Genomic DNA, 17286 nt, shown 5'->3' on the forward strand with positions numbered 1-17286 from the left:
CGCTACTCCGCCATCTTCGGTTCGGTGACGCCGTCTTCGGCCGCCGCGCTCGCCGCGACTGGGCGTTTCTCTCTCGACGCTTCCCGCCAGGCATTGAAGGTGCCGACGATGCCCTTGGGCAGCAGCAGCGTCACCAGGATGAACAGCGCACCCAGCATGAACAGCCAGTACGGCGCCAGCACGCCGGAGGTGAAGAAGGTCTTGGCATAGTTGACGACGATGGCGCCGAGCGCCGCGCCGACCAGCGTGCCGCGGCCGCCGACCGCGACCCAGATCACCGCCTCGATCGAATTGCCCGGTGCGAATTCGCTCGGGTTGATGATGCCGACCTGCGGCACGTAGAGCGCGCCGGCGACGCCGGCCATGCAGGCCGACAGCGTGAACACGAACAGCTTGTAGGATTCGACGCGGTAGCCGAGGAAGCGGCTGCGCGATTCCGCATCCCGGATCGCGATCAGCACCTTGCCAAGCTTGGAGGACACGACCGCGCGGCAGATCAGAAAGCTGACGATCAGGCCGAGACAGCTCAGCATGAACAGGGCGCCGCGCGTACCTTCGGCCTGCACGTTGAAGCCAAGGATATCCTTGAAGTCGGTCATGCCGTTGTTGCCGCCGAAGCCGAAATCGTTGCGGAAGAAGGCGAGCAGCAGCGCATAGGTCATCGCCTGCGTGATGATCGACAGATACACGCCGGTGACACGGGAGCGGAAAGCGAGCCAGCCGAAGCAGAAGGCGAGCAGGCCGGGCACGAACAGCACCATCAGCGCCGCGAACCAGAACATGTCGAAGCCGTGCCAGTACCACGGCAATTTCGAGTAGTTCAGGAACACCATGAAATCGGGCAAGATTGGATTGCCGTAGACGCCGCGGGTGCCGATCTGCCGCATCAAATACATCCCCATGGCGTAGCCGCCGAGCGCGAAGAAGGCACCGTGGCCAAGCGAGAGGATGCCGCAATAGCCCCAGATCAGGTCGATCGACAGCGCGAGGATGGCGTAGCAGACATACTTGCCCCAGAGCGCGACGAGGTAGGTCGGCACCTGAAAGAACGAGCCGGCGGGCAGCAACAGGTTGGACAGCGGGATCAGCACGCCCAGCGCGGCAACAACCGACAGGAATATCGTTGCGCCGCGGTCCAGCGATCGCGTGAGCATGTGAGGGGTCATGCTTCCACCGCACGGCCCTTGAGCGCGAACAGGCCGCGCGGCCGCTTTTGAATGAACAGGATGATCAGAACCAGGATCGCGATCTTGCCGAGCACGGCGCCGGCGACCGGCTCCAGGAATTTGTTGGCGATGCCGAGCGTGAAGGCGCCGACCAGCGTGCCCCAGAGATTGCCGACCCCGCCGAACACCACGACCATGAAACTGTCGATGATGTAGCTCTGGCCGAGATTGGGGCTGACATTGTCGATCTGCGACAGCGCCACGCCGGCGATGCCGGCGATGCCCGAGCCGAGCCCGAAGGTCAGCGCGTCGACGCGCGAGGTGGCGATGCCCATCGAGGCCGCCATGCGACGGTTCTGCGTCACCGCGCGCATCTCGAGCCCAAGCGCAGTGTAGCGCAGCATCGCGAGCAGGATCATGAACACCGCGAGCGTGAAGACGAGGATCCAGAGCCGGTTATAGGTGATGGTGATCTGGCCGAGATCAAACGCGCCGCTCATCCAGGAGGGGTTGCCGACCTCACGGTTGGTCGGGCCGAACATGGTGCGCACCGCCTGCTGCAGAACCAGCGACAGACCCCAGGTCGCAAGCAGCGTCTCCAGCGGCCGGCCATAGAGGAAGCGGATGATGCTGCGCTCGATCAGCACGCCGATGGCACCGGCGACGAGGAAGGCGAGCGGCACGGCGATCAGCAGCGAATAGTCGAACAGAGCGGGATAGCGGGTGCGGATCACCTCCTGCACCACGAAGGTGGTGTAGGCACCGATCATCACCATCTCGCCATGGGCCATGTTGATGACGCCCATCACGCCGAAGGTGATGGCGAGCCCGATCGCGGCGAGCAGCAGCACCGAACCGAGCGACAGCCCGTACCAGGCATTCTGCACCGAGGACCAGACCGCGAGCGAACTCTGAATCGAGCTGATGGCGCTCGCAGCAGCCTTCGCGACGGAGGGCGGTTGGTCGGTGCCGATGTCGGACAGCAGCGCCAGCGCTTCCTGATCGCCGCGCGCCTTGATGGTGGCGACGGCCTCGAGCTTCTGCACTTCGGTGGCGTCGGACTTGAACAGCAAAATGGCCGCGCGCGCTTCACCGAGCGCGGTCTTGACCGATTTGTTGGTTTCCTTGGCGAGCGCGCCTTCAACCGGCTCGAGCGCGGTCTCCTCATGCGACTTGAAGACGGACTGCGCGGCCTGGAGTCGCGCGCCGAGATCGGGCGACTGCAGCGTCAGGCTGCCGAGCGCAGCATCGACGCTGCGGCGCAGGCGGTTGTTGAGGCGGACGGCGCTGGCGCTGTCGGGCACGCTGGCCACGGGCTCGCCGGTCGCGGCATCAATCGACTTGCCGTCGGTGCCGGTGACGTAAACCTTCTTGCTGTCCGGATCGGCCATGAGACGGCCGTCCTGGAGCGCGCTGATGATGGGAAAGGCAAGCTTGTTGCCGCTGCTGGCGACCACGCCGATCGCTTCGTCCGTATCGGAGTAATCGTCGTTGGCAAATTTGGCGACCGCATCTTCGAACGGACCGGCAAAGGCCGGCAGTGCGAACGCGATCAGGAATAGCGAGAGGACAAAGCTGCAGAGACGAGCGGATAAATTGGTTGGCACTGTGGATCATCCCGGCAGAAGTGGGGAGAAGGCGGCGGAATAGCCGTCTTCTCCCATTGTGCAGTCGAATGTCAGATCCGGATCAGGAGCCGGAGCCGAGGCACTTGTTGGTCTTGGTGTTGAAGTTGCCGCACTTCTTGCCGACCCAATCGCCGATCAGGTCCTTGGAGCCGTCGAGCTCCTTCGACCAGGCGTCGCCCGCGACGAGACCCGGGGTCTTCCAGACCACGTCGAACTGGCCGTTGCCCTTGATCTCGCCGATGAACACCGGCTTGGTGATGTGGTGGTTCGGCAGCATCTTCGAGGTGCCACCGGTCAGGTTCGCAGCCTCGATGCCGGGAAGCGCATCGATCACCTTGTCCGGATCGGTCGACTTCACCTTCTCGACGGCCTTGATCCACATGTTGAAGCCGATCACGTGGGCTTCCATCGGATCGTTGGTCGTGCGCTTCGGGTTCTTGGTGTAGGCCTGCCAGTCCTTGATGAACTTCTCGTTCGCGGGGGTCTTGATCGACTCGAAGTAGTTCCAGGCGGCGAGATGGCCGACCAGCGGCTTGGTGTCGATGCCGGCGAGTTCTTCCTCACCCACCGAGAACGCGACCACCGGGATGTCCTTCGCCTTGATGCCCTGGTTGCCGAGCTCCTTGTAGAAGGGGACGTTGGCATCGCCGTTGATGGTCGAGACCACCGCCGTCTTCTTGCCGGCCGAGCCGAACTTCTTGATGTCGGCCACGATCGTCTGCCAGTCGGAGTGACCGAACGGCGTGTAGTTGATCATGATGTCTTCCTGGGCGACACCCTTGGACTTCAGGTAGGCTTCCAGGATCTTGTTGGTGGTGCGCGGATAGACGTAGTCGGTGCCCGCGAGCACCCAGCGCTTCACCTTCTCGTCCTTCATCAGATAGTCGACGGCCGGGATCGCCTGCTGGTTCGGCGCCGCACCGGTGTAGAACACGTTACGCTCGGACTCCTCGCCCTCGTACTGAACGGGGTAGAACAGGATGTTGTTGAGCTCCTTGAACACCGGCAGCACGGACTTGCGCGACACCGAGGTCCAGCAGCCGAACACGACCGAGACCTTGTCCTTGGTGATCAGCTCGCGCGCCTTTTCGGCGAACAGCGGCCAGTTCGAGGCGGGGTCGACGACGACGGCCTCGAGCTTCTTGCCGAGCACGCCGCCCTTCTTGTTCTGCTCGTCGATCAGGAAAAGGATGGTGTCCTTCAGCGTGGTTTCGCTGATGGCCATGGTACCGGAGAGGGAGTGCAGGACGCCGACCTTGATGGTGTCGTCCGCGGCTTTGGCACCGGAAATGGACGCCAGACCGAGCATCAGTCCGGTGGTCGCGGCGAGAACGCCGCGGCGGCTAAATGACGCCGCTATATCGTGAATGGATTTGGTAGGCATGGATGTATCATCTCCCTGACGCAGACGTGAAAAACGCTGCGAAACGGCCCCACGGCCGCCTGCGATTAACGGAATCGCAAGAACCATGCCATGGGCTGAGCACCTGCCAAGTGATTGGTCAGTCTAGACAATTTCGCCGCAATCAAACTTTAGCCGCAGTCTGATTGCTCAAAACTTGGGCGAATAAAATGTATGCTTATGCGGCAGCCAGTTTATTTTTTGAGCAAAATGCCGCTACTGGCTAAAATTCCGGCATAACTATTTTTGCACTGCAATCGACGCCAGGTGAACGCCTGCCTTGAAACCGCCGCGTCAATGTTCCATATGACGCAGGAGATCGCTTGCGAATCGAGCGGTCGTTGCGAGCCGCGTGTTCTTAAGCCCTCTACGGGCGTCTGGCTTGCCCCATATCTCCCAAGCCATCCGACACCCCAAACACGCAGGTGTCTTCTCGACACCCCTTTGCGCGTGCCCCGCTGATTACGCCGGGCGCCCGCTTTTGACATGAAAAGAGCCCCTCTTTTGACTTCCTTTCAGGACTTCGGCCTCGCCGAACCCATCGCACGTGCGCTCGCAGAAGAGAATTACGTCACCCCCACCCCCATCCAGGCCCAGACGATTCCCACGGCGCTGACCGGCCGCGACGTCGTCGGCATCGCCCAGACCGGCACCGGCAAGACCGCGTCCTTTGCGCTGCCGATCCTGCATCGCCTGCTGGAGAACCGCATCAAGCTGCAGCCCAAGACCTGTCGTGTGCTGGTGCTGTCGCCCACCCGCGAGCTTTCGGGGCAGATCCTCGACAGCTTCAACGCCTATGGCCGCCACATCCGCCTGTCCTCGACGCTCGCCATCGGCGGCGTGCCGATGGGCCGTCAGGTCCGCTCATTGATGCAGGGCGTCGAGGTGCTGGTCGCCACCCCCGGTCGCCTGCTCGACCTCGTGCAGAGCAACGGGCTGAAGCTTGGCAGCGTCGAATTCCTCGTGCTCGACGAGGCCGACCGCATGCTCGACATGGGCTTTATCAACGACATCCGCAAAATCGTCGCCAAGTTGCCGATCAAGCGGCAGACGCTGTTCTTCTCGGCCACCATGCCGAAGGACATCGCCGAGCTCGCCGACTCCATGCTGCGTGATCCCGCCCGCGTCGCGGTGACCCCGGTCTCTTCGACCGTGGAGCGCATCCAGCAGCGCATCATCCAGGTCGACTTCTCGGCCAAGCCGGCGTTTCTCGCCAAGCTACTGAAGCAGGAGCAGGTCAACCGCGCGTTGGTCTTTACCCGCACCAAGCACGGCGCCGACAAGGTCGTAAAGACGCTTGAGAAGGCCGGTATCGCCGCCAGCGCCATCCACGGCAACAAGTCGCAGAACCATCGCGAACGGACGTTAGCCCAGTTCCGCACAGGCGAGATCCGCACGCTGGTCGCCACCGACATCGCTGCCCGCGGTATCGATGTCGACGGTATCACCCACGTCATCAATTTCGACCTGCCCAACGTGCCCGAGACCTATGTGCACCGCATCGGCCGCACCGCGCGGGCCGGCGCCGAAGGCACCGCGATTTCGCTGGTCGCCGGCGGCGAGGAGCTCAGCTATCTCCGCGACATCGAGCGGCTGATCAAGGTGGCACTGCCGCGCGAGGATCTGCGCACCGATGCCGGCCGCCGCGATGCGGGCGCTCCCCCGCAGCAGCAGCAACGGCAGGGTCGCCCCGGCCGCCCAGGCCAGCGCCCGCAAGGCGCAAGGCCTGGTGAGGGACGCCACGGCGACGGCCGACGTGGTGACGAAAGGCGCAGCGACGGACGGCATAGCGCCGGCAAGCAGGGCGACGGAAGGCCCGGCGAAGGTCGGCATGTTGACGGACGGCCTGGCAATAGCCAGAAGGTCTCCAAGGGATCTCGCCCCCAAAGGTCTGGTGGCAAGTCGCACTCTTCGTCAAACGACCGACCGGAGCAGCGTTCCGCGCATAGCGCGGGCAAGCCTGATGGGATACAAGGCGTTGCCTTTTTGCGCCGCGAGAGTCGGCCGATGGGCCAACCGACCCGCAAACCCTATTCGCACTAGCCGTCCACGACCTGGAGAAATTCATGGCTAAGGAAGAGCTGATCCAGTTCGAAGGACTGGTCACCGAAATCCTCCCCGACGCGCGCTACCGCGTGCAGCTCGACGCCGGGCACGAGATCGTCGCCTACACCGCCGGCAAGATGAAGAAGAACCGCATCAAGACGCTGGCGGGAGACCGTGTGACGGTGGAGATGTCGCCCTACGACCTCGAAAAGGGCCGGCTGATTTTCCGCCACAAGGACGAACGCCCCAGTGGCGTGGGTGGACCTCCCCGTCCCGGACAGCGCGGCGGTCAGTTCCGCCGCCGCTAATCAGTTTCGCGCGCAAGCGCGGAACTAAAATGCTGGCCTGTATGCTGATCCGCCGCGCAAATCGCGGCGGATCAAAAAATCGTGCGCGTCAGGATTGTTTTGGTGCCTTATTTCCAATAAAATCCGCTAATCGATTTTCGGCCGGACGACATTAGCATCCACCGGTACAGCCGGTTCAGACACGCTGACGACCCTTCCAGAAATTCGATCTAACCTGCCTGCGCAAGCGGGCTCTTACATTGTGTATCTGAGAAGGAACTACCCCCGTGAGCATGGGAACCGTGAAGTGGTTTAACGCAACCAAGGGCTTTGGCTTCATCCAGCCCGACGATGGCGGCAAGGACGTATTCGTTCACATCAGCGCCGTCGAGCGCGCCGGCCTCGGCTCGCTGCGCGAAGGCCAGAAGATCTCCTACGAGATCGTCGCCGATCGCCGGTCCGGCAAGTCGGCTGCCGACAACCTCCGCGACGCAGGCTGATCTCTAGCGCGCGCGCTCTCGAGCCGCGCCCTGATCAGCGCGCGCGCACCGAACGACGAAAAAGGCCGTGCGGGATGCACGGCCTTTTTTATGCGGTATTGACGAGCTCGCCCGGGATCCAGCTTCAGCAGGACGCCGGAACGCCACCATAGGCAACGCAAGTGACTTGTCGCGGCCGCGTATAAGAGACATCGCTCAGCGTGACGCCCGTCTTCAGGACGTATTTGACGGGAGCCGTGTAAATGTAGCTCACCTGGCTGAAGATGAGATAGGTCGACGGAATCAGGAGCGTCGACGGAATCATCGACGTGACCGTGGTGTTGGCCGTCAGTGTCGGCGGCGGAGCCGTCAGACTGGCCTGCGTCGCTCCGCTCGCAATGACGGCGGACTTGCTCCATTGAATCTTGGCGATGCTGTTTGCATCGATATAGATCTGGGCGATCGTGCCGTTCACGAGCGTATTGTCGTACGGCGTGATGATCGACATGCTCGCCGTGAACGTGTTCTGGAGGTTGGTGTCGGTCACCGTCCCGGAAGACTGCGACGTCAGATCGGACAGAGTTCGCGCAATCAACGTCACCTTGCGGTCGACAGCCACCGCGGATGAGAGCTCGACGGTGCCGAAGAACATCACGAGCATCACCGGCACGATCACCGCGAACTCGGTCGCCGCGAGGGCGTTGTTGTCTGCGCGGAATTTGCCTGCAGAGATTCGGCCAGCTTGCAAGATTTTCACGATCGCCTGCATGGTTCTGCTCAAATCCGATGGTCCTAGTAGGGCTCGTTCTGGAATGCGGCCGTCGCAACGAGAAGCCGTGTATTGTTGGTGGTGCTACAGGCCAAATTGAAGCCAAGCCCGGTCACGAACAGCGGCCATTTGTAATAGAGCCGCACCACGACGACTTGCCCGGAGCTGCCGGGATTGTACCCCGTCGTGGTGGGATCGAAGTTGCAGGCGGTGTAGTTGCCGAGCGTGACCGACGAGAAGTCCGAATAGCTCTGGACGTCGACGCTGAGACTGTTGCAGTCGAACAGCGCCGGAATCTGCGCACAGACATAGGTCTTGAACGTCGCCTGGGTGCACGGCGTGGCCACGGAGTTCACCGCACAGTTCGTCACTGAACCGGACTGCGCCTGCCCGGTCAGGACGACGCGAGCAGAGCTCTGCGTGATGGTCTCGAGCACCTGGCTCGCGAAGAACATCAGCGCGACCTCGATGATCGCGAACAACAGCCCGAAGAAGATCGGCGCAACCAGCGCGAACTCGACCGCTGCGGACCCGCGGCGATTGCCGCGAAACCGGCGCAACGCTGTCCGGAGCGTGAACCTCGAAGGTGCGGGCGATGGCATCGCGTGAAATTCCCCAGCGGCAGCGATCTCTGCCCCGATCAGTACCGGAAACTGATTGTTTAAGTGTTTCAGACAATCCGCACCGGCCGGACCGAGTCGTTAAGATCGGGTTAACCACGCCGGCCCGCGGACGCGCGGAGAACAGAAAACCCGGCGCACGCGACAGCGTCGCGCGGGACCGCATGGTCCCGCCCGTCGACATTTCGGCTGATCTCGCTAGTTCGTCTTGGCAGCCGCAGCACCGCTGCCGCTGGCGTTGCCGCTCAGCGTCCCGGCCTGACTCATCGTGGCGCTGAAGTAACCGTCGCTGTCGCCGAGCGTGACGCGGCGCTGGCAGATCGGCAGGCAGCTATAGGACTCTCGCTCGACCCCGCGATAGACTGTGACGAGGCGGTCGCTCGGGCCTTCGACCTGGATCTGCCGATCGACCAGGATCTCGCCGCCGCGGTCGAGCGCGATGAAGTTGGTGGCGCCGTAACCCTTGCCGGTCACGACGATCATTCCGCCGGGCTGCAGCGTCACGTCGGCGATCAGGGGATTCCCGACCACGATCGTTGCCACCTTGCCGGGCAGCCGCACGAGCTTGGCCTGGTCGACATTGACCGCGATGGTATCGGCGGTGGGCTCGGCAAGGCCGATGGCCGGCGAAGCCAGCACGGCAGCTGCAGCCAGAAGACAGATGCGCGCATGACGGCGCAGGAACTCTTTACGCATACTCTTACCCCGGGACGTCACAAACCGGCAGAATCGATCAGGAAGCGGAGCCGGCGCCCGACCCGGTTAACCTGCCTGTAATTCGTGAACGTTCCGCAAACTCGGCAGGTATTGTTTGAACGGAGTGGCGTTTTGTCGCCCCGGCGCCGGACGAGTCCTATTGGCGGAACGGATAAGCAAGCTGGCCGCCGATCTCCTTCGGCATCGTCGCTTCGTCCTTGCCGTAATCCTGCGGCAGCTCGCCTTTCGGCATGCGGAAGGTCCCGAACAGCACGTCCCAGATCGGGAAGGTGCCGGCAAAATTGGTGTCGCCGCCCTCCTCGAGCGAGGTGTGGTGCCAGCGGTGGAACACCGGCGTCGCCAGCACATATCTGAATGGCCCGAAGGTCCAGTTCAAATTGGCGTGCACGAAGGCCGAATGGAAAGTCGTGAACGGGCCGACCCAGATCATCACGTTCGGCGAAATGCCGGCCATCAGCAGCACGACGTCGACGCCGATGGTGCCGAGCATCAGATTGACCGGATGGAAGCGGGCCGCCGAGATCCAGCTGATCTCCTCGGAGGAGTGATGGATCGCATGATATTTCCAGAACCCGCCGCCGTGAAACAGCCGGTGCAGCCAGTACAGCATGAAGTCGGCCAGGACCAGGAACAGCACGCCCTGCACCCAGAGCGGCAGCTGCGACAGCGGGCCGTGGCCATTGTCGTAGAAGGCGATCAGCTCGTCGGCGTCGTGGATGTTGAAGACGACGCCGGCGGTGACGATCAGGAGTCCGATCCGCATGGTGCGGGCGAACACCGGAACGAAGAACCAGTAGCAGATGTCGGTCACGATCTCGCGCTTGCGCCACCACGCCAGACCGGCATTGCAGGCCCAGAAGTGTTCGAGCACGGTGAAAACCACCGCGAGCATGAGCGTGACGGGGATCACCTTCTGAATGGTGTCGCCGAGCATCAGGGCGACTTGCATGGGTAGGCTCGACATCATCGCTTCTGTTCCACTCTGCTGATCTCTCTTACGCCTACTCCGCGAAATTTAAGGGAGGATGAAGTTGACGGCGCGTTCGCAACTGGAATGAATCGAGACAGCGGCCTTAAGGCGAAATTCACTCTGGCCAAAAGCATCGCGCGAGGCGCGGGTTTGACCGATCGAATTAACTCTACCGAAAGAGCTCGGATCACATGGTCGTCGTGTCAAGACAGCGCCGATCGAGGCGACCTCACCCAGATGGAGTTTAGTTCATGATGAACCTGATTGCGCGTTTCGCGAAGGATGAATCCGGCGCCACCGCCATCGAATACGGTCTGATCGCCGCCGGCATCGCGCTGGCCATCATCACCGTCGTCAACAGCCTCGGCACCACGCTGAACGCCAAGTTCGGCTCGATCAGCTCCTCGCTGAAGTAAGCCGACCGGCAGACGATGGCAAAAGCCCCGGACCTCCGGGGCCTTTGTTTTTTTTGGACAGTGCGAGTTCCAGTGGCGTTGCGTAAGCACAGAACCGATGCCGCGGTTGCGGCGAACGAGGCGGACACGGCGCGAGGCGAGGCGTCGGCCTATTGGGTCTGCCTTGCGCTGCTGCTCGCCGTGATCACGCTCGCGATGCGCATCGCCAGCATGTGGTGAGCCTTCTGGCGCCGGATGACCGACTCCGAGACTGCGGCTGTTGTCGGTTTGTTTAGCACTGCCCCCTAGCATGCGCCGACGCCCCGATCCGGGCGACAGACCCAGGCCTCAAGACGCAGCCCATGATCCTCGACCTCGCGCGCCTTCTGCTCTTCCCGGCCTTGATGGCGTTCGCAGCCGCCAGCGATCTCTTCACCATGACGATCTCGAACCGCGTCTCGCTGGCGCTGGTGGCAGGTTTCTTCGTGCTCGCCTTTGCCGGTGGCATGGCACCTTACGAGATGCTGAGCCATGTCGGCGCCGGCGCGCTGCTCCTCGTCGTGGCCTTCACGTGCTTTGCGATGGGCTGGATGGGCGGCGGCGACGCCAAGGTCGCAGCTTCCGTGGCGCTCTGGTTCGGCTTCGGTCCATTGATGGACTTCCTGCTCTACGCTTCGCTGTTCGGCGGCGCGCTGACGCTGCTCCTGCTCCAGTTCCGGCAATGGCCGTTGCCTTACGGGCTTGCCGGCCAGGCCTGGCTCGCGCGGCTCCACGACAAGCAGACCGGTATTCCCTACGGCATCGCGCTCGCGCTTGGCGCGTTGATGGTCTACCCCGAGACCGAATGGGTGAAAGCGATCGACCTCGCGCACCTCGCGCTGCGCTGAACGTTCCGGATAAACCCGGCGTTAAGCCGATTTAGATACGCCTCATTAACCATGCTTTGACGAATAGCTGGTCAACTGCCGATTACGGCGGCGGAAGCGTCGCGGCGTTCTGTGGAAAGTGAAGCGTATGAATAGGGCACGCATAGTCGTCCTGACGGTCGCCATCTGCGCCGGCGGCATCGCCGCGTATCTGGCGAGCGGCTCGGACTCTGCGCCGCCTCCAGCGGCTCCGGTCGCGCAGCTTCCCACCACCGACGTGCTGGTCGCCAAGAACGACATCGGCCTCGGGCAGACCGTAAAGCCGGAAGACGTGCAGTGGCAGACCTGGCCGACCGCGACCGCCAGCGCCGCCTTCATCCGCCGCAACGAGCGCCCCGACGGCGCGACCCAGGTCACCGGCTCGATTGCGCGCGCCCCCTTCATCCAGGGTGAGCCGATCCGCGACCAGAAGCTGGTCAAGGCTGACGGGTCCGGCTTCATGGCTGCGATCCTGCCGAGCGGCATGCGCGCCATCTCCACCGAAATCTCGCCGGAGACCGGCGCGGGCGGCTTCATCCTGCCGAACGATCGCGTCGATGTGCTGCTGACGCGCCGCCTCAAGAACCCGGACCAGACCGCCGGCGCCCAGGATATCGTCACGTCCGAGGTCATTCTGGTCAATGTCCGCGTGCTCGCCATCGACCAGGCGCCGAAGGAGAAGGACGGCCAGAACGCGGTGGTCGGCAAGACCGTGACGCTGGAACTCAATTCCGCACAAACCCAGCTGCTTTCCTCGTCCCGCCAGGCTGGAACGCTGTCGCTCGCGCTGCGCAGCATTGCCGACGTCAAGATGAGCGAGATCACGCTCGATGAATCCGCGCAGAAGCGCGATGGCGTTTCGATCATTCGCTACGGCATTCCGACCCAGGCGGCAAAGGCACGATGAGGACAGTCGATATGAAATGCAGGGCAGATCTGGCGACGATGCGGACCTCGATGGTTCGCGCCCTGTCGTTCTCGGCCGCTCTCGCGCTGACGCTCAACCCCGCGCTGACGCCCGTGATCGCGGCAGATTACCGTCCCGCGGCGCCGGTTGCAGCCGACGGCCAGATGAATGCGCGTTTCCTCTCGCTCGGCGTCGGCAAGTCGATCGTGATCGACCTGCCGCGCGACATCAAGGATGTGCTGGTTGCCGATCCCAAGATCGCCAACGCGGTGGTCCGCTCGTCGCAGCGCGCCTACATCATCGGCGCCACGGTCGGCCAGACCAACATCGTGTTCTTCGATTCCGCCGGCCAGCAGATCGCCGCCTATGACATCGCGGTCAAGCGCGACCTCAACGGCGCGCGTGCGGCGCTGAAGCAAATCCTGCCCAATGCCGACATCCAGATCGACGGTCTCGGCGACGGCGTCGTCCTGACCGGGACTGCGGCCAACCCGCTCGAAGCGCAGCAGGCCAACGACCTCGCCGCACGCCTCGCCGGCGGCCCCGAAAAGGTAGTGAATTCGATCGTGGTTCGCGGCCGCGACCAGGTGATGCTGAAGGTGACGGTCGCCGAAGTCGCGCGCACCGTCATCAAGCAGCTCGGCATCGACCTCACCGCGAACCTGAACTACGGCACCTCGGTGGTGAGCTTTTCCAACTCCAACCCGTTCACGGCGCTTGGTAAAAATCTCGTAGACAACAACGCTCTGACCACCAAGTTCGGCGCAACGCCGTCGGTGCAGGCCACCCTGCGCGCGATGGAAACCGCAGGTGTGATCCGGACGCTGGCCGAACCGAACCTGACCGCGATCTCCGGCGAGTCCGCGACCTTCATCGCCGGCGGCGAATTCCCGGTGCCGGCAGGCTATGCCTGCGATCCCACCACGCATGTCTGTACCACCCAGATCAGCTTCAAGAAGTTCGGCATCTCGCTCAACTTCACCCCCGTGGTGCTGACCGAGGGCAAGATCAGCCTGCACGTGATGACCGAGGTCTCGGAACTGTCGAACGAAAATGCGATCACGCTGTCGCAGGCCGTGACCTCGACCTCGGTCAACTCGCTGACGGTGCCGTCGATCAAGACCCGCCGCGCCGAGACCTCGCTGGAAATTCCCTCCGGCGGCGCGATGGCGATGGCCGGCCTGATCCAGCAGCAGACCAAGCAGGCGATCAGCGGATTGCCGGGGCTCATGCAGCTCCCGATCCTCGGCACGCTGTTCCGCAGCCGCGACTTCGTCAACAACACGACCGAGCTGGTCGTGATCGTGACGCCCTATGTCGTTCGCGCAGCGGCACCGAAGGACCTGTCGCGGCCGGATGACGGCTTCGCGGCGCCCGCGGATCCGCAGGCCGAACTGATCGGCAACATCAATCGCATCTATGGCGTGCCGGGCCGGACCGAGCCGGCAAAGAATTACCGCGGCACCTACGGCTTCATCACGGACTGATGGCGGAACGGGGACATAGTATGATCACAGCACGACCCCAGACCCGCTACCGCGCCGCCGGCCTCGGTGGCGCGCTCGTCGGTATCGCTCTCGCGCTCGGCGGCTGCCAGCACGACGAGGTGGCCACCGCTTCCATTCCCGACGATTACAAGCAGCGGCATCCGATCGCGATCGAGGAACAGAACCGTTCGATCGTCGTGTTCGTCGGTCACGCCCGCGGCGGCCTGACCGCAGCCCAGCGCGCCGACGTGATGGGCGTGGCCTCGGCCTGGATGCACGAGGGCACCGGCGCCATCCACATCGACGTGCCGTCAGGAACGCCGAATGCGCGTCCGGTGGCGGAATCGATGCACGAGATTCAGGCTATGCTGGCGGCGGCGGGCGTTCCCCCGCGCGGCATCATCGCCCGTCCCTACCAGCCGGAAGACAAACGCTTCCTGCCGCCGATCCGGCTGACCTATTCCAAGATCGCCGCGGTCGCGGGCCCCTGCGGCCTGTGGCCGGAGGATCTCGGCCCCTCGATGAAGAACAAGAGCTGGTTCGAGAACAAGGACTACTACAATTTCGGCTGCGCCTATCAGCGCAATATGGCGGCCATGGTCGACAATCCGTCGGACCTCGAGCAGCCGCGGTCTGAAACTCCGGCCTACACGGCGCGCCGCACGGCCGCCTTCGAGAAGTATCGCAAGGGAACTCCGACGGCAGTTGCCTATCCCGAGGCCGACAAGGCCAAACTCAGCGACACCGGCAAATGATCAACTACGCGCGCCAGACTCAAGAAGAGCAGCCGGAAGCCCCTGCGCCGGTCGACGAGCATATTGCGCCCGCGCCGCGCGTCTCGGTTCAGGCCTTCTGCGAAACCGTGGAGACTGCGGCCGCCGTGCAATCGGCCGGCGAGGATCGCCGTCTCGGCAAGGCCCATCTGAAGATCCAGATGGGCGGCATGGCGGCTGCGATCGAAGCTTATCGGTCTGCTCCCACTCCCAACGTGATCGTGCTCGAGAGCGACGCCCGCAACGATTTGCTGGCCGGGCTCGACCAGCTTGCCACGGTCTGCGACGCCGGCACCCGCGTGGTCGTGATCGGCCGCATCAACGACGTCATGCTCTATCGCGAGCTGGTGCGCCGCGGCGTCAGCGACTACGTGCTCGCGCCGGTTGGCGCGATCGACGTCGTGCGCTCGATCTGCAACCTGTTCTCGGCACCGGAAGCCAAGGCGGTCGGCCGCATCATTGCCGTGGTCGGCGCCAAAGGCGGCGTCGGCGCCTCCACCATCTCCCACAACGTCGCCTGGGCGATCGCGCGGGACCTCGCGATGGACGCAGTGGTCGCCGATCTTGACCTCGCCTTCGGTACCGCCGGGCTCGACTACAACCAGGACCCGCCGCAGGGCATCGCGGATGCCGTGTTCTCGCCCGATCGCGTCGATACCGCTTTCATCGACCGCCTGCTGTCGAAATGCACGGATCACCTCAGCCTGCTGGCGGCGCCGGCAACGCTCGACCGGGTCTATGATTTCGGCAGCGACGCCTTCGACTCGGTGTTCGACACGCTGCGCTCGACCATGCCCTGCATCGTGCTCGACATCCCGCATCAATGGTCGGGCTGGACCAAGCGCGCCTTGATCGGCGCCGACGACATCCTGATCGTGGCGGCGCCGGACCTCGCCAACCTCCGCAACGCCAAGAACCTGTTCGATCTCCTGAAGGCCGCGCGTCCCAACGACCGCCCGCCGCTGTACTGCCTGAACCAGGTCGGCGTTCCCAAGCGGCCCGAGATCGCGGCGGCCGAATTCGCCAAGGCGATCGAGAGCCAGCCGGTCGTCTCGATCCCGTTCGAGCCTCAGATCTTTGGGGCGGCCGCCAACAACGGCCAGATGATCGCGGAGATCTCCGCCAACCACAAGTCGATCGAGATGTTCCTCCAGATCGCCCAGCGCCTGACCGGCCGCAGCGAGACGAAGAAACAAAAGTCGTCCCTGCTTTCACCGCTGATTGAGAAGTTGCGGGGAAAATAGGCCGCCGCATGGAGTCGTTAAGTGTTCGGTAAGCGTAGCGGAACAGACACCGACCTTCGGGCACCCAAGCCCGGCGCCGTGTCGCCAGAGCCTGCCCCGGCTCCGGCGCCGACGGTGTCGCGCGCGCCGTCCCCGCCGGCCGTCGCCTCGCCGCCGCTCGCCCCTGCCCGGCCCGCGCCGGCCATGGAAAGCCGCCGCTCGGACAATTATTACGAGGTCAAGGCGACCATCTTCGGCGCGCTGATCGAGGCCATCGACCTCGCCCAGCTCGCCAAGCTCGATTCCGAGTCCGCGCGCGAGGAAATCCGCGACATCGTCAACGAGATCATCGCGATCAAGAACATCGTGATGTCGATCGCCGAGCAGGAAGAGCTGCTCGACGACATCTGCAACGACGTGCTCGGCTACGGTCCGCTCGAGCCGCTGCTGGCCCGCGACGACATCGCCGACATCATGGTGAACGGCGCCGGCACCGTCTTCATCGAAGTCAACGGCAAGATCCAGAAAACCGGCATCCGCTTCCGCGACAACCAGCAACTCCTCAATATCTGCCAACGCATCGTCAGCCAGGTCGGCCGGCGCGTCGACGAATCCTCGCCGATCTGCGACGCGCGCCTCGCCGACGGCTCCCGCGTCAACGCCATCGTGCCGCCGCTGGCGATCGACGGGCCCGCGCTCACCATTCGTAAGTTCAAAAAAGACAAGCTGACGCTGGATCAGCTGGTCAAGTTCGGCGCGATCTCGCCGGAAGGCGCGGAAATCCTCCAGATCATCGGACGCGTCCGCTGCAACGTGCTGATCTCCGGCGGTACCGGCTCGGGCAAGACCACGCTGCTCAACTGTCTGACCAACTACATCGAGCACGACGAGCGCGTCATCACCTGCGAAGACGCCGCCGAACTCCAGCTCCAGCAGCCCCACGTGGTGCGGCTCGAAACCCGGCCGCCCAACATCGAGGGCGAAGGCCAGGTCACCATGCGCGAACTGGTGCGCAACTGTCTGCGTATGCGTCCTGAACGCATCATCGTCGGCGAAGTCCGCGGCCCGGAGGCCTTCGACCTCCTCCAGGCCATGAACACCGGCCATGACGGCTCGATGGGAACGCTGCACGCCAATAATCCTCGCGAAGCGCTGTCACGCTGCGAATCCATGATCACGATGGGCGGCTTTTCCCTTCCTTCGCGAACAATTCGCGAAATGATCTGCGCTTCGATCGACGTCATCGTCCAGGCTGCGCGCCTGCGCGACGGTTCGCGCCGCATCACCCACATCACCGAGGTGATGGGCATGGAAGGCGATACCATCATCACCCAGGACATCTTCCTCTACGACCTGGTCGGCGAGGACGCCAACGGCAAGATCATCGGCAAGCACCGCTCGACCGGTATCGGCCGCCCGAAATTCTGGGAGCGCGCCCGCTACTACGGCGAAGAGAAACGCCTTGGCGCTGCGCTCGACGCCGCGGAAGTGGCACCGAACACGTGAGCAGGT

Annotated in this window: 18 protein-coding genes; 11 read left to right on the forward strand and 7 right to left on the reverse strand. The window is 63.6% G+C overall.

All coding sequences use genetic code 11. From position 1 onward, the window contains the following. Nucleotides 1–2 precede the first annotated feature (2 nt). From urtC to urtA, 3 genes are all read right to left on the reverse strand, one after another. The gene (gene urtC / locus V1280_RS25615; protein WP_334530534.1) at nucleotides 3–1166 is read right to left on the reverse strand and encodes an urea ABC transporter permease subunit UrtC; all 1164 of its coding nucleotides are present in this window, start codon (nucleotides 1164–1166) and stop codon (nucleotides 3–5) included. Then, entirely contained in the window at nucleotides 1163–2773 is a 1611-nt protein-coding gene (gene urtB / locus V1280_RS25620) for an urea ABC transporter permease subunit UrtB (protein ID WP_334530537.1), read from the reverse strand. The genes urtC and urtB overlap by 4 nt, the downstream gene beginning before the upstream one ends. A gap of 82 nt (nucleotides 2774–2855) precedes the next feature. Next, nucleotides 2856–4178 carry an urea ABC transporter substrate-binding protein gene (urtA, locus tag V1280_RS25625; RefSeq protein WP_334530540.1) on the reverse strand — a complete coding sequence of 441 codons (1323 nt, stop codon included), beginning with the start codon at nucleotides 4176–4178 and terminating at the stop codon, nucleotides 2856–2858. Between the two features lie 504 nt (nucleotides 4179–4682). Between urtA and V1280_RS25630 the strand changes: the two genes are divergently transcribed. From V1280_RS25630 to V1280_RS25640, 3 genes are all read left to right on the forward strand, one after another. Then, nucleotides 4683–6239: a DEAD/DEAH box helicase gene (locus V1280_RS25630; RefSeq protein ID WP_334530543.1), complete on the forward strand. Its 1557-nt coding sequence runs from the start codon at nucleotides 4683–4685 to the stop codon at nucleotides 6237–6239. Between the two features lie 23 nt (nucleotides 6240–6262). Next, entirely contained in the window at nucleotides 6263–6550 is a 288-nt protein-coding gene (infA, locus tag V1280_RS25635; RefSeq protein WP_008131890.1) for a translation initiation factor IF-1, read from the forward strand. Nucleotides 6551–6816: 266 nt separating this feature from the next. Continuing rightward, the gene (locus tag V1280_RS25640) at nucleotides 6817–7029 is read left to right on the forward strand and encodes a cold-shock protein (protein WP_148776819.1); all 213 of its coding nucleotides are present in this window, start codon (nucleotides 6817–6819) and stop codon (nucleotides 7027–7029) included. A 124-nt stretch (nucleotides 7030–7153) separates the two neighbouring features. Here the strand turns inward: V1280_RS25640 and V1280_RS25645 are convergent, their stop codons facing one another. The 4 genes from V1280_RS25645 to V1280_RS25660 all read right to left on the reverse strand — a co-directional run bounded on the left by V1280_RS25645 (nucleotide 7154) and on the right by V1280_RS25660 (nucleotide 10078). Beyond that, the gene (locus V1280_RS25645) at nucleotides 7154–7777 is read right to left on the reverse strand and encodes a TadE/TadG family type IV pilus assembly protein (RefSeq protein ID WP_334538413.1); all 624 of its coding nucleotides are present in this window, start codon (nucleotides 7775–7777) and stop codon (nucleotides 7154–7156) included. A gap of 23 nt (nucleotides 7778–7800) precedes the next feature. Then, the gene (locus tag V1280_RS25650; protein ID WP_334530549.1) at nucleotides 7801–8379 is read right to left on the reverse strand and encodes a TadE/TadG family type IV pilus assembly protein; all 579 of its coding nucleotides are present in this window, start codon (nucleotides 8377–8379) and stop codon (nucleotides 7801–7803) included. Between the two features lie 216 nt (nucleotides 8380–8595). Then, nucleotides 8596–9093 carry a pilus assembly protein N-terminal domain-containing protein gene (locus tag V1280_RS25655; RefSeq protein WP_148776821.1) on the reverse strand — a complete coding sequence of 166 codons (498 nt, stop codon included), beginning with the start codon at nucleotides 9091–9093 and terminating at the stop codon, nucleotides 8596–8598. A 157-nt stretch (nucleotides 9094–9250) separates the two neighbouring features. Then, nucleotides 9251–10078 carry a sterol desaturase family protein gene (locus tag V1280_RS25660; protein ID WP_334538415.1) on the reverse strand — a complete coding sequence of 276 codons (828 nt, stop codon included), beginning with the start codon at nucleotides 10076–10078 and terminating at the stop codon, nucleotides 9251–9253. A 257-nt stretch (nucleotides 10079–10335) separates the two neighbouring features. Here V1280_RS25660 and V1280_RS25665 point away from each other — a divergent pair, with 257 nt between their 5' ends. The 8 genes from V1280_RS25665 (at nucleotide 10336) to V1280_RS25700 (ending at nucleotide 17280) form a co-directional block, all read left to right on the forward strand. Next, on the forward strand, nucleotides 10336–10500 hold the full coding sequence (locus tag V1280_RS25665; protein WP_148776823.1) for a Flp family type IVb pilin: 165 nt from the start codon (nucleotides 10336–10338) through the stop codon (nucleotides 10498–10500). Nucleotides 10501–10578: 78 nt separating this feature from the next. Next, nucleotides 10579–10719 (forward strand): hypothetical protein, encoded by a 141-nt coding sequence (locus V1280_RS25670; protein WP_334538655.1) that lies wholly within the window; start codon nucleotides 10579–10581, stop codon nucleotides 10717–10719. 122 nt (nucleotides 10720–10841) lie between these two features. Beyond that, nucleotides 10842–11366 (forward strand): A24 family peptidase, encoded by a 525-nt coding sequence (locus V1280_RS25675; RefSeq protein WP_148776824.1) that lies wholly within the window; start codon nucleotides 10842–10844, stop codon nucleotides 11364–11366. A 127-nt stretch (nucleotides 11367–11493) separates the two neighbouring features. After that, nucleotides 11494–12291 carry a Flp pilus assembly protein CpaB gene (cpaB, locus tag V1280_RS25680; protein WP_334530556.1) on the forward strand — a complete coding sequence of 266 codons (798 nt, stop codon included), beginning with the start codon at nucleotides 11494–11496 and terminating at the stop codon, nucleotides 12289–12291. An 11-nt stretch (nucleotides 12292–12302) separates the two neighbouring features. Next, nucleotides 12303–13778, forward strand: coding sequence for a type II and III secretion system protein family protein (locus V1280_RS25685; RefSeq protein ID WP_334530559.1), 1476 nt, complete (start codon nucleotides 12303–12305; stop codon nucleotides 13776–13778). 20 nt (nucleotides 13779–13798) lie between these two features. After that, nucleotides 13799–14533: a CpaD family pilus assembly protein gene (locus V1280_RS25690; RefSeq protein WP_334530562.1), complete on the forward strand. Its 735-nt coding sequence runs from the start codon at nucleotides 13799–13801 to the stop codon at nucleotides 14531–14533. Next, a complete protein-coding gene (locus V1280_RS25695) occupies nucleotides 14530–15795 on the forward strand; it encodes an AAA family ATPase (protein WP_334530565.1) in 1266 nt (421 codons plus the stop codon). Before V1280_RS25690 ends, V1280_RS25695 begins: the two co-directional genes overlap by 4 nt. Before the next feature lie 21 nt (nucleotides 15796–15816). Continuing rightward, nucleotides 15817–17280, forward strand: a complete 1464-nt coding sequence (locus V1280_RS25700) for a CpaF family protein (RefSeq protein ID WP_334530567.1) — start codon at nucleotides 15817–15819, stop codon at nucleotides 17278–17280. Nucleotides 17281–17286 lie beyond the last annotated feature (6 nt).

This window comes from Bradyrhizobium sp. AZCC 2230, assembly GCF_036924495.1.
In the GTDB taxonomy this organism is placed as follows: Bacteria; Pseudomonadota; Alphaproteobacteria; order Rhizobiales; family Xanthobacteraceae; genus Bradyrhizobium; species Bradyrhizobium rifense.